General features: G+C 42.2%; 6 protein-coding genes. All 6 read right to left on the bottom strand.

The window, feature by feature from the left end; genetic code table 11:
- Window positions 1-60: 60 nt before the first annotated feature.
- Window positions 61-6,150, bottom strand: a complete 6,090-nt coding sequence (locus G563_RS0130135; RefSeq protein WP_028668610.1) for an Ig-like domain-containing protein — start codon at window positions 6,148-6,150, stop codon at window positions 61-63.
- A gap of 60 nt (window positions 6,151-6,210) precedes the next feature.
- Window positions 6,211-10,746 (bottom strand): collagen-binding domain-containing protein, encoded by a 4,536-nt coding sequence (locus G563_RS0130140; RefSeq protein ID WP_037328588.1) that lies wholly within the window; start codon window positions 10,744-10,746, stop codon window positions 6,211-6,213.
- A 983-nt stretch (window positions 10,747-11,729) separates the two neighbouring features.
- Window positions 11,730-12,401 carry a tRNA (guanosine(37)-N1)-methyltransferase TrmD gene (gene trmD, locus G563_RS0130150; RefSeq protein ID WP_028668612.1) on the bottom strand — a complete coding sequence of 224 codons (672 nt, stop codon included), beginning with the start codon at window positions 12,399-12,401 and terminating at the stop codon, window positions 11,730-11,732.
- Between the two features lie 25 nt (window positions 12,402-12,426).
- Window positions 12,427-12,984 (bottom strand): ribosome maturation factor RimM, encoded by a 558-nt coding sequence (rimM, locus tag G563_RS0130155; RefSeq protein WP_028668613.1) that lies wholly within the window; start codon window positions 12,982-12,984, stop codon window positions 12,427-12,429.
- A gap of 151 nt (window positions 12,985-13,135) precedes the next feature.
- Complete coding sequence (locus G563_RS0130160; protein WP_028668614.1) at window positions 13,136-13,660, bottom strand: 30S ribosomal protein S16; 525 nt, start codon at window positions 13,658-13,660, stop codon at window positions 13,136-13,138.
- A 282-nt stretch (window positions 13,661-13,942) separates the two neighbouring features.
- Window positions 13,943-14,431: a hypothetical protein gene (locus G563_RS0130165; RefSeq protein WP_028668615.1), complete on the bottom strand. Its 489-nt coding sequence runs from the start codon at window positions 14,429-14,431 to the stop codon at window positions 13,943-13,945.
- Between the last annotated feature and the right edge of the window lie 21 nt (window positions 14,432-14,452).

Consider the following 14,452-nt stretch of genomic DNA (forward strand, 5'->3'; position numbering starts at 1 on the left):
ATACTCTCACACACCGATATTTTAAATTTTTAAAACTCAGAATATCGGTGTTTACAAACTTTATTTTCCTCCTATTGGATTGTACGTAGTGACGGCTTTTCTCTTAGTAACCGTATAAGGTACACATTTTTGAGGTGGGCAATTACAATCAGGTGCATTGATAATTAGTTTAGTTTTGCACAAATCGGTAGAAGTTACCGTCACTTCTGCATTCTGATTTACCGGCACCCCTGTTATTGTAAACGTACCATTTTCGTTGTTCACAACCTGTCCTAATGTACTTGTTACGGCATCATTTGAACTCACTGTAAAGGAATAAGTCTGCTGATTATCGGCACACTTAGGTGCTTCGCTTAAGGTGAGGGTTGGAGCGGGATAAATGGTAAGCGTCAAAGCAATACGTGAACTTGTACAATTTGAAGCATCTATTTTACGAGCTTCTACATAATACGTACCCGCCGTTGTAGGCTTATAAGTCAAAGTACCTTCGGCAATTTTGTTACCACCTACAGCAGCATCATACCAATCTGCCGTTTCTCCTGTTCCTACAATTACGGTCAGAGCAGTGGCCGTATCTCCTTGGCAAAAAGTCTGATTAGTACCAATAGGAGGGTTTACAGAAGGACAATTACAGACAGGAGCAGCTACTTCCAATGTAGTTTTACAGTCGTTGGCGCTAGTTGCGGTTACGACTACATTTTGACCGCTAGGAATGCCATTGATTGTAAAAATACCACCGCCATTGTTGGTAACAGTATACGGGGGAACTGTCGTAATCGTGCCATTTGAAATTACTTTTAAAGAATATGTTTGTAAATTAATAGCACAAATTCTTTCGGAAATCTCCAATATGGGTTTTGAAGTATCTGCCCCTACAGTTGTAGAATTACTACCTTTACAACCATTGATAGCGTTTGTTACTTCGACCGAATAAGTTCCTGCCACACTTACTACAAAAGTTGATACATTGCCCGGATTAGCCACACCTTGTGGCACTTGCCATACATAGGTGGGATTGGCTCCCCCGTTTTGAACCGTGGCTTTGATAGTATCACTTGGCAACGCACAAGTAAGATTTAAAGTATTCAAAGATACGGTTACACGATTGGTATCACTTTTGACAGTGGTATTGGCAGTAGCCTTACAGCCATTAGAGCTGTTGATAACTTCTAAAGTATAAAGCCCAGCCATGGTAACAAAAACTGAAGGATTATTTCCGGGATCAATGGCGCCTGCTGGTACTGTCCAATTATAGATAGGGCTGCTTCCTCCATTCACAATAGAGGCAGTAAGTGTTTGAGAAGGCTCTTCACAAGTTAAGGTGATAGACGGCAGGGTTACCAATACTTTAGCAGTATCTATCGTAACGGTGACATTGGCCGTACCACTACATCCATTGGCAGGATTGGTTACGATTACAGTATACTTACCTGCCACACTTACCAGCAGACTATCTACATTGCCAGGGTTAGTAGCACCCGCAGGTACTGTCCATGCATAATTGGGAGTGCCGCCATGCACAACCGATGCTTTGAGCTTACCCTGAGGCGCTACACAAGTTAGATTAAGCGAATTAAGAGACACAATTACTTTGGCGGTATCAGCTTCTACCGATACAGTAGCACTTGATTCGCATCCGTTACTTGGATTGGTTATTTCTACAGTATAAAACCCGATTTTGCTTACGCTAAAACTGGATACATTGCCTGGGTTGGATACACCCGCAGGTACTGTCCAAGTATAAGTAGGGTTAGCACCGCCATTCGTCACAGTAGCAGTCAGGGTTTTTGTAGGCGAAGCACATGTCAATACAATGGGGTTCAGTGCTACGGATATCTTAGCAGTGTCGGTAGTCACAGTTACTGTCGTATTGGCTTTACATCCGTTGGTAGGATTAGTCACTTCTACGCCATAAAGTCCTGCCACTTCTACTTCAAAACTCGACACATTGCCCGGATTGCTAACCCCTGATGGGACAGTCCATACATAAGATGGATTTAATCCCCCATCGGAAACCGTAGCAGTTAATATTTGACTAGGCGATGCACAAGTCAATTTCACCGGATTCAAACTTACTTTTACTTTAGTAGTATCTGCCGTCACTGCGGCATTGGCAGTAGCTTTACATCCATTGGTGGGATTGGTCACTTCTACCGCATAGTTTCCAGTCGCTGAAACACTAAAAGTCGCTACATTGCCCGGATTGCTAACGCCTGACGGTACCGTCCAAGTGTAAGTCGGGCTAGCACCCGCATCTGATACTTGCACGGTTAGGGTTTTGGTAGATTGTGCACAAGTAAGGGTAAGAGGCGCTAAACTTACTTTTGGTTTAAGTGTATCTTGAGTTACGTTCGTGGTCGCTTCTTGTGTACAACCATTGGAAAGATTTGTTACTACTACCGAATATACTCCCGAGATTGTTACCCCAAAATTGGATACATTTCCAGGGTTTGTCACTCCTGATGGAACGGTCCAAGCATAGCTAATGCTAGCACTTGCGTTTGTAACAGTAGCAGTAAGTATCTGCGAAGGAGCTGTACAAGTTAGTTTAATGTTGTTTAAAGAAACAGTTGGTTTTACTTTATTTTCTGAAACGATTGCAGTGTCGCTTGCCGAACAACCCGTAACAGGATTAGTCGCCGTTACGGTGAAAGTTCCTACTGTTGACGTTGTATAATTTTTCGTCGTCGTATTGGCTGGCACTTCAGGGCCTGACCATACATAGGTCAATCCATTCACAGGATTGGTGGTAGGAGCTAGTTGCAAGCTCGTAGTAGTACAGGTCAGTACGCCACCATTGACCGCGATTGTGGGCTTGGTAGTATTTGAGCTTACGATAGCAGTATCACTTGAGGTACAGCCATTGGATGGATTGGTGGCAGTTACGGTAAAAGTGCCCGCTGTTGACGTTGTATAATTTTTCGTTGTCGTATTGGCTGGTACACCAGGGCCTGACCACACATAAGTCAACCCACTTGCAGGATTGGTCGTAGGGGATAATTGTAAACTTGTAGTGGTACAAGTCAACACACCTCCACTGACCGCAATAGTAGGCTTAGTAGTATTTGTTGCAACAACTGCTGTGTCAGAAGCAGTACAACCATTATCTGTATTGGTTACGGTGACGGTATATACTCCTACTACATCCACTGTAATGCTTGAATTAGTAGAAGAGAAATTATTAGGGCCTGTCCACTGATAAGATACTCCTGGAGGCGCTGCCTGAGCTGCAATTGTTACAGAGGCATTGGTACAAGTAATCTTCCCGCCTGTCGCAATCACAGTAGGACGATTGATATCTTGACTCACAATAGCCGTATCTGAAGCTGTACAACCACTTGTTTTATCAGTGACAGTGACTTGATATACTCCAGAGGAAGACACCGTTACATTTTGAGATGTTTGTCCATTTATCCCTAGACCACTCCATAAATAATCAACATTGTTTGAAGCATTGGCCGTCAACTGTAAATTCAGCGTGCTACAAGTAAGCTCTCCACCGTTGACAGTGACCGTTGGGACGGTAGTATTAGAAGTCACGATGGCGGTATCACTCGCCGTACAGCCTGTAACAGGATTCGTAGCCGTTATGGTAAAAGTACCCGCAGTTGAAGTCGTATAGTTTTTCGTCGTTGTATTGGCTGGCACACCCGGTCCTGACCATACATAAGTTAATCCATTTACAGGGCTAGTGGTAGGAGATAGTTGCAGGCTGGTAGTGGTACAAGTCAATACTCCTCCGTTCACAGCAATCGTGGGCTTGGTAGTATTAGAAGTCACGATGGCGGTATCACTCGCCGTACAACCTGTAACAGGGTTTGTAGCCGTTACGGTAAAAGTACCCGCTGTTGAAGTCGTGTAGTTTTTCGTCGTCGTATTAGCTGGCACACCTGGTCCCGACCATACATAGGTCAATCCATTTACAGGGCTAGTGGTAGGAGATAGTTGCAGGCTGGTAGTGGTACAAGTCAATACTCCTCCATTCACAGCAATCGTGGGCTTGGTAGTATTAGAAGTCACGATGGCGGTATCACTCGCCGTGCAGCCGTTGGAAGGGTTAGTTGCTGTGACGGTAAAAGTACCCGCTGTCGAAGTCGTGTAGTTTTTCGTCGTTGTATTGGCTGGCACACCCGGTCCTGACCATACATAAGTCAATCCATTCACAGGACTGGTCGTAGGAGATAGTTGCAAACTCGTTGTAGTACAAGTCAATACTCCTCCATTCACGGCAATCGTGGGCTTGGTCGTATTTGAAGTCACGATGGCGGTATCACTCGCCGTACAGCCTGTAACAGGGTTTGTAGCTGTTACGGTGAAAGTACCCACGGTTGAAGTCGTGTAATTTTTCGTCGTCGTGTTGGCTGGTACTCCAGGCCCTGACCATACATAAGTCAAGCCATTCACAGGGCTAGTCGTAGGAGATAGCTGCAAACTCGTTGTAGTACAAGTCAATACTCCTCCATTCACGGCAATCGTGGGTTTGGTTGTATTTGAACTCACGATAGCGGTATCACTCGCCGTACAGCCGTTGGAAGGGTTAGTTGCTGTGATGGTAAAAGTACCCGCTGTTGAAGTCGTGTAGTTTTTTGTCGTTGTATTAGCAGGCACGCCCGGTCCCGACCATACATAGGTCAATCCATTTACAGGGCTAGTCGTAGGAGATAGTTGCAAACTGGTAGTAGTACAAGTTAATACCCCTCCATTGACTGCGATTGTGGGCTTGGTGGTACTTAATGATACTAAGGCGGTATCAGAGGCCGTACAGGTAACGCCCCCTTTAGTCACTGAATAAGTAACCGTATAAGTACCTGCCGCCGTGACAGATGGGTTTTGGCTAGTGCTATTGAAACCACCCGGACCTGACCAACTATAACTAGAAGATGTAATCCCCGAAGTAGGACTTCCCACTGCCGTAATTTGCAAATTAGCAGGAACACATTTTACCACACCTCCTGTAGCCGAAACCACCGGCTTTACTACGTCTACTTGATAGCTCACAAAGGGTTGACAATCATCGGTTGCATCTTTTAAGCAAGCGTACACATAGTAAGATTTTACTTGTCCATCTACCGCTGGGAAGTTATTAGAATTAATGGAAGCCGAGCCATTTGAAATACTCCCCGACCCTAGCACTGTTTTACCATTACCAGTCGCCGTGTATGGATTTGTAACCGCCGTGTTGAAGCGTACCCATTCGATAGTAACAGGCGACAACGCAGTAGTGCTTGCAGAAAATGATACACTGGTATTGGGGCAAATGGTCTTCACCGCTGAAGGATTCGGATTTGTGAGTGTAGGACACGTAATATTCAAGCACGCAGCATCTACTTTAATATAATCTCCACTTGCAAAACCTTCTACTCTTACATAACTAGTATTAGCCGGGGCTGTACCACTCAAAGTATAATACTGAGTACGTGGGTAAGGCCCAAAATCAACATCCTTGTTTACTTCTACTTGTTGGGTACTTAAGGCCTGATTGGAAGCATTATAAAATATCAGCCTTATATAATGATTTAAGCTTGGATCATGCGTACCAGCCCAAATTGACAAACTAGCAGTGCTCCCTGGCGTAATCGATACATCTTGCCAGAAGCGAGCATTATTATTGGCGGTATTTTCTTCTAAATAACCATTTTTAGCCCCGCACACTTGATATCCTGTACCATTGTAGAAATTTCCTCCTGAAGAACTCCACCCCGTGGTTCCATCTTCAAAACTGGGATTTATCAATTTATTGTCGGGACAAGTACATGATGCTTCACAAGTAACTTTGACATTCAAATTTGTAACCACTGAAGTACCGGTAGCCATATACGTAATACCATTATAGACCACTTCAGCTCTTACCGATGTACCATTACTAATGGGAGAAGCATCATAAAAACCATTAGAATTTGTAGTCACCGTTCGGATAACGTTGTTGGTACTCAGATTCCGAACAACTACTGAAATCCCACTCAATCCTTCTCCAGAGTCATATACACTATCTCCATCTTTATCACAAAAGACATAACCCGTGACGTCTGTTGCAAAAGCAAATTGGGATGTAAATACCAGTATCGCCCCTAGCATACATCGCAGAAGCAACAACCGTAAGTCTTCTATAAGGGTTTTACCCTTCTGTTTGGGAAATGTAAAAGTGGCCATAACGGGCATAAAGTTTAAATTAAAAAGCAGGATATATAAGGGGGGTTGGGGAAGGTGGAGTTATTTGAGGATAACCCCACCTTTCTTAACTTTTTTGATTGTCATCGGGATACATAAATCTTTAGGACAACAATTTGTCGAAGGTTCAACAATGATAGCACAGCATCCTTGCGTAGGGCATGTATTGTTGGTTGCTTCAAAGGTATAAATGCCCGGCTCTGCGATAAGAAACACATTCCCTGTAGCGACTACCTCGGTTCCTTGGTTTTTAAACCATTTTACGTTTTTATAAAACTCAGGTAGCGTGGCTTCTATGACTTCCCCTGGGCACACTTCCATCGGAACTGTAAAGCATTCGTAATCAATATCATCTTCCTCTTCTTCCCCATTACATGGCGTAGAGTCCTTGTCTTTTTGGGTCATACTACAGATCTCCGCTGTGTTGAACCACACTCCTTGCCGTACTACTTTTACCACTAATTGCAGAGTGGCGGTATCGCCCGGTGCCAACGTGCCTATTGTCCATTGTTTTGAATTAAAATCGTAGTTGCCCGTGGCAGTAGCATAGGTAACATACGCTACTCCAGCGTTTAATGTATCCCTCACTACGACGTTGGTAGCAGTAGAAGTACCCTCATTCCACACTTTGATGGTATAGGTAAGCGCATCCCCTATTTTTGCTACTTTTTTATTAATTGACTTATCAAGGGCAAGATCATAATCTCCTTCGCAGTTTTGAAAAGTAGGCGCAGGAGCAGGCAAAATACTCGCACAGCCGTTAGCATTTTTCACAAAAATGATATGCCCTCCATTGGTCGACAAATTCAGCACTGTAAGTTGATTATTACCAGCTACATTTGTCAATGTTTGCTTTATGCCGGTGGGAACTGGCCCATTACCTATCGACGAAAAGCCCGTAGCCACCACTACTTCAAATACTCCTGCTCCCGAAATCCGTAAGTTGACACTATAGGTAGTATCGCCCGTACAAGCAGGAATGGAATCCAAGCTGAATTGAGGAAGGGGCAATATGGTGTAAATCTTTTCGGCATAAGGCGCACAATTAGGAGCGCTCGTAGGGAGGTTTTTCAAAATGGCATACACATAGTAATTGACAGGGACCGTACCTGAATTGGCAGGCAATACCAACCCCGGCAAACCATTTGGAATAGAAGCTACCCCATTTGTAGGCTTCACTTCTTCTAGCAATGTTCCCCCTGAGTACATGCTATTGCCCGTTTGTGGGGTGGTAAAATAAACAAATCGTAGGGTTTGAGAAGTATCAGACACATTCACAACCATAGATTCTCCATAACTACCCGAACAAAGTGTATCACGCGCGTCTGATGTGGCAATGGTAGGGCATAGACTATTACAAGGACTCGCCGATACTGTCACAGTAGTATCTTTAAAACAGCCTGCTTCCCCAAAAACTCTTACGTAATAAGTTACTGTAGGGGTATTGTTGGCAATATTTTGTGCCAAAACTAGCGGTAGAGCGCCAATAGTAGTAGCGGCAGCAGCGGCAGTAGGCAACGTTCCAAAACCAGTCGTATTGAATGCATAACGCCCGTCAACATTTCCTGTAACAATACTTACTTTACCATTGTTTTTGGGTTGCCCGTTTTCACATTCTGGAGTTTGTACTTGTACCAAATAAGAAGGTTTAGGTATAATTGACAAAGTCACCGGAACACGCGTCGGATTTACTTCTCCGTTGCATCCTTGTACCGTACTTTTTGCTTGCATATAATAAGTACCCACCGAAGGCGCCGTAAAGGTGAGAGAATTGGCCTGAAGTAAAGTACCATTGGAAGGCGCGTTATACCAATCTACGGTGGTATTGGTATTTACTACTGCCGTGAAAGTTGGATTAGGAATCGTACTACCTTCACAAATACTCACACTAGAAGCCAAAGCAGAAGGTATGCTAGGCGTACAACTACAATTGGGTGCTATGATAGTAGTATCTACTGTACATCCATTGAGGTTTGAATTCAACACCAAATTTTGTCCAGCGGGTATATTAGCAATCGTATAAGGATTTGAACCCGAAATATTAGTCCCACTAGGTGATACTACCGTTACGAGTCCCGTTGAGGCAATTGTTAGGTTATAAGTAGAACTTTGAACAACGCAATTGGTACTTATCCCGCTGAAAGCTGGTAGGGGTTTGATAGTAGCAGTCGCCTGCACAGGGGTACTCCTACAAATAGACTGTGAGTTGCTTACACAAGCCACATAATATATTTTATTCTCTGATAGAGAAGGTGTTATGAAACTATTTCCTGTACCCAATTGATTGGTGAGTGCTATATCGCCATACCATGTAGCAGTAGTACCAGTAGCACAACCCGAAGCCGTCAACGTCGCGGTTCCCACTCCACATCGAGTAGCAGAAGTGGTAGTCGGAGCGGCGATTTGCGGACAACCACAATCGGGCTTATTTACAGTAAGCCTTTTCAGACACCCATCTAAAGTAGCTGTAATGCTGTACTGAGTTGTATCTTTTCCTACAGTCACCGTAAAAGTAGTACCACTTCCCGTCACACTGCCCGCGTTGGCGGTTACAACGGCCCCGTTGGATACAGTCACGGTGGTTATGTATTTACTGTTGTCTTGCGAACATACCGACGACACCAGTACTAATGTAGGTGTTGGTTTTACTACTACCGTCACTGTATCAGTAGCCTGACATTGATTTTGAATATTGGTAACTGTTACGTAATAATCGGTGGTAGTGTCTGGCTTTACGGTGATTTTGGGGGTTGTAGCACCTGTACTCCACAAATAAGTAAAATCTGTCGTATTTGTAAATCCAAAATTCAACTCCGTCCCCGGACAAATCGGGTTAAGTTGGATTTGCGGAACAGTAACTGAGGTTTTTTGTACCCTTATTGTATCCTTACATCCGCTAGTATTGGTTAGTACAAAACGATAAAAACCATTTTTATCCAAACCCGCGATGTTTCCTTGTGCATCAATCGTGGCGGCATCTGTATTGCTAGGATTGTTGGGGTCATTGAAAGATAAAAATGACCAACTTTCCCCGTTTCCTGCACCTTTGATTTTGGCATCGGTGGTACATACTACCGTATCTTTGCCTGCATTGGGCTTAGGAAGCACCACCACCTGAACAGTGTCAGCTATTTTGCAACCTGTGGCATTGGAAGTAACTACGACACTATATGTAGTTGTTTGTAAAGGACTTACACTAATAGTAGCAGAGGTAGTATTGTTGCTCCACTTATAAGTTACATTTGAAAGACCTTGATACCCGAAAGTCAACGTCTGACCAGGGCAAATATCATAATCGGGTAGATTAGCAACTACAAAATTGGCTTTTGTGACCGTCACTGTATCACTACAGCTTGCATCAGCATCTTTTTTCAACATAAAACGGTAAGTACCATTCACGGTCAAGCCTGTCACTAGACCTGCATTCGAAACGGTGGGGGTGTTGTTGTTGCTTGATGACAAAAACGACCAACTTTCTCCCTGAGCTGCTGTGGTCAGTTGAATACTCGTGCTACACACGGTCGTATCTTTGCCTGCATTAGGTTTAACACACACAACATTGCCACAACTCGGTACACTCCCTAGAAAAGGATAAATGTGCATCTCTCCGCTAGTCATTACATAATTTTGTGCAATGAGCTGCCCTTCAATGTTTGAATTGTTTCCTCCCGTTTCTTTGTCTACACTTGCATAAGGAGCCAAAATACTTCCTTCCACCGTGGCACTTCCCCCAATCACCAGATTGCCGGTAACTGCTGGAAAATTCCAGAGGATATAATTCATGGTTCCGTTGACATTCTGATTTTTGACTTGCCACGTAAAATCAGCACCAGTAGTCACGTTGATAATGAGTGGACGACTAGCCGAGGGAGTAAAATCTAAATTAAGGTTATTGATTGAATTTAGGGCAGCCCCTGTCACATTCCAAATTCGTGGGCCCGTGGCTCCTGCTGCATCTTTTAATAGTAAATTTTTTCCATTTATATCCGTTATTTTTTGTCCATCTGCCCAAGTCTCAATATTGTTTTGACATAAAGTAAGATTTTGAGAGTTGGTTTTGAGTTGTGTAAAAGCATTTCCAAAATCAATTACATTGGCTTGACACACAGGGTTACTAACGGTATCGACTCCTAGTCCCGAAAAACTAGAAGTTAAGGAAATATAAGCAGGAGAAGGGCTATTGTAGCTACTCCCTTGGGTCGTAATTCTGATATTACTAACTGCATTGTTGGCGTCTTTATACCATACTTTAAGTGGATCCAAATTAGCATTGCCGGTGGCCAAACAATTTCCAATTTTTAAATATCCATTATTTAAAATTTTAAGTTCACCTTGCACCAATTTCACCCCTCCTCCTACTACTAGCCCCACAGTGACACCACCCACCTGAAAAGGAGATGCTCCATTTGTATTACTAGGTGTGACTAGCAATTGGTATCCTTTCACCGTAAGATTTCCTCCAATGGCAATCGCCCCCTCACTTTCATTGGATTGGAGGGTGGCATTTCCTTGTAAAAAAACATTGAAACTTCCCGCAGGAGCAAGTGGATTTTGAGCGCCAATATATACAATAGGCATTCCCACTAGTAGGGCTAAAATAAAAATTAACTTGTGCAAGACAAGCCTCAAGAGTGAGCTCAACGTAGAGTTGAGCCCCTCAAGACTTCTGTGTAAAATGAACATATAGAGTAGGGTAAAATAAAACGCTAATACAAAAACATCACTTTAAAGTCATTCCATTAGCCTAAACTAGAAGTACGATTTTACTTCTAGTCTTATCATGGATTTTGACACCGCTATCCTAATTCGTAAGACCTTATTCTTTCCAATTGTCAACCCATAGAAATATAACTCTGTCAACAAATGGCAGCTTCAAGTCTAGTATATTATGGCTAGTTCTAATTAGATAAAATATTATTATCTACTATATATACAGAACTTCTATTATATCTTAAGAATAAAATATTTGTCTATCAAAAATCACGTACTTCATGATCCAAAACTCAAAGTAATTTTAGTCCTTAAATCACGAAATCTTAGTTTTCATCTAGAGACACGTTATAATATTTTTAAATAGAAAGAAATGCAGTAACCTTAAGCTCTATGAAGTGCTTGAGGGACTTATGGATAAAAAAGAGATTACTCAGCTCCTTAAGAGTTTTTAATTGAATTGCATCTAGTGCAAAATCTTCTCGAAAGAAGATAGAAGATTTATTTATCATGATTTTTATATAAAGTAGGGATTGCTAAATAAACACATCCATAAACGATGCATATATTCCTATTGGTTACAATTTTTATACCAAAAAAGCTTTTTGAACAAAAATTACCTTTACTTTAAAGAATAAAAAAATACATAAACACCTAAAAACCAAGTACTTACCTTTCGATATTTTATTATACCGAAAATCACTAATTTACCAACAAGAAGTGATTGATTGGAATATATCTAAAGCAGAGAAGCAAAAAGGAAGGATAAAATGAGGCCTCAATTTCCATGCCAATACTGCACAGAATAATAGGAATTAGAGAATGTCAGAAGTTATATTTTCAAGAAAAAACTACAGCAAATCTGGTCGGCGAACTTGGGTACGCTCCAAAGATTGCTGATAGCGCCAATCAGCGATTTTGGCTTCATGGCCTGAAAGAAGGATATCAGGAACAGTCCAGCCTTCAAAATCTGAAGGTCGAGTATAAACAGGTGGCGCTAACAGATTGTCCTGAAAAGAATCTGTCAAGGCGGATGTTTCGTCATTAAGAACTCCCGGAATAAGCCGAATAATAGCATCAGCAACCACACAAGCGGCCAATTCGCCCCCAGAAAGCACATAATCTCCAATGCTAATTTCGGAAGTGACAAAATGCTGCCGCACCCGCTCATCAACGCCTTTATAATGCCCACAAAGAATAATCAGATTGTCGACCATAGAAAGGCGATTGGCGGTTTTTTGGGCAAAACGCTCACCGTCGGGAGTCATATAAATTACCTCGTCATAAGTACGCTCACTTTGGAGTTGTCTAATACAACGAGCAATAGGCTCAATCATCAATACCATGCCGGCACCGCCTCCAAACGCATAGTCGTCTACTTGGCGCTGTTTGCTGGTGCTATAATCTCTCAAATCATGCACATGCACTTCCACATGACCTCCTTCTTGGGCACGTTTCAAAATAGAATGTCCAAAAAAACTATCCAGAAGACGTGGCAAACATGTTATGATATCGATTCGCATGGGTTCTTAATGGGTTGGGGGTAAATTAATCTTCGTCGTCTGCTTCCTCATTCTCTTCGCTTATATACACATCCAGTAAGCCTTCTGGTAAGTTTACATAAAGAGTTCTGAGAGTCCGATCCGTACGAGGTACGATGGTGTCATTGACCGGAATCAGTACTTCGTTGCCTTGGTAATTCATCGCAATCAAATCTTGGGTAGACATACTATAAACCGTAGCAACAGTTCCTAATTCGCCAAGCTTCTCATCTACCACCTTGAAACCCATGATTTCATGATAATAAAACTGCGACTCGTTGAGGTCATCAAGGGTATCTTCAGGCAGGAAAAGCCCACAATTAATCAAAGGCGTAGCGTCCTCAATAGAATTGATATCCTCAAATTTGACAATGGCTTTGCTACCTTTTTGGATATTGATATTTTCCACAAAAAAGGGCGTAAGCTGTCCTTTTATTTCAACGAATACTGAGTCTAAGTCTTCGTAATCATCTGGAAAATCGACATCCAAAAAAATCACGACTTCGCCGCGAGTACCGTGCGTGCGGGTGATGTGCCCTAGTTGAAAACAATCGTTGTGATTCATAACTTATCTATAAAGTTGGTATCAAGAAACCAATCTTTTATTTTTCAATGAATGCTTGAAAAGTATGCGATTTTGACGGAGCATAATTCTAAAAAAGAAAAGTGGTACGAACCTGATTGATAGGCTCATACCACTCCGTAAGCTTTCGAAATTATTCAGCAGAATCGGCAGCAGGTGCATCCTCAGCAGGGGCTTCGGTAGCTTCGGCGGCAGGTTCTTCTACTACATTTTTCTTAGCAATTGCAGCAGCGCGAGCTTCGTTTACTTTACGCTCTGCTTCCAACTGAGCTTCTTTAGCTTCAGTTTGTTTTTTGGTCAAGCCGTCTTGTTTAGTTTCGACTCTTCCCGCTTTTCCTTGTTTCCAAGCTTCAAAACGCTCATCGGCTACATCTTGAGTGATAGCACCTTTGATAACACCCACTTGCAAGTGCTTGCGCAACAATACACCTTCGTGGCTCAAAATAGCACGAGTGGTATCAGTAGGCTGGGCACCGTTCAAAAGCCATTTTACGGCTTTGTCAACGTTCAAAACAACTTTTGCAGGATTTGCGATGGGGTTGTAAGTTCCCAATTTTTCAATAAAGCGACCATCACGTGGTGCTCTGGCATCGGCTACAACAATATCATACATTGCTGCTTTTTTACGTCCACGACGCGCTAAACGAATTCTTACCATTTTATTTTTTAGGTTTACTTGTGAAGGAACACGTCCTTCGGATGAAACGTGGCCGCAAAAGTAGGCATTTTTCTAAAAAAAACAAAATCTGCTCTTACTAAAGTAGCTGAAACTAAGAAGAAGTAAATTGTGGGAAAAACTAATCCCAGGTTGCTATTTTACCTCCAAAAAACAATAGAAGTGAGGAGGCGTGAAGAGTATGGGGGAATTTTTATACAAAGCTTTATTAGCTATGTATTGAGTGAGTGTCAAAAAACACTCACTCAATATGAAGCGCTTGTATTAAGCTTCTACGTCTCTATTTTTAGGCTTGCGACCACGACGTTTCCCAGTGTATTCTACTTTGGGTTTTTCTTCTTCGTTGGCAGTCGACAACTCTAATTCAAATCCTTCAGCACCTTCATATTCAAATGGTTTGATTATGAAAGTATACTTAGTTTCTGAAAAATCTACTCCGATTTTTTTCAAAAGTACCGGCAACGAAATACTAACACTTTTCGCAGCAGGTTGAACTTGAAATGAATCTGTACTTTCTTCTGATTTTACCAGATAAAGAGATTTTGCTTTACGTTTACCTTCTTGTGTTCCGATTCTAAAAAAAGAGCTTTCAAAATCTGAATCCAATTGAGCAACCGTTTTTGCAGGAAACACTAACTTTCCTGCCCCAGAAATATATCCTGTCAAAACTACTTTTTTAGGTTTAGCCTCTTTCTTTTCCTTAGGGAGGCTATTGTCGCTTAGCGAGAAAAATTGAATACTGAAAGATTTCATTTAATTTAACTTTATTAATGT

The organism is Runella zeae DSM 19591, from assembly GCF_000423565.1.
Classification (GTDB): Bacteria; Bacteroidota; Bacteroidia; order Cytophagales; family Spirosomataceae; genus Runella; species Runella zeae.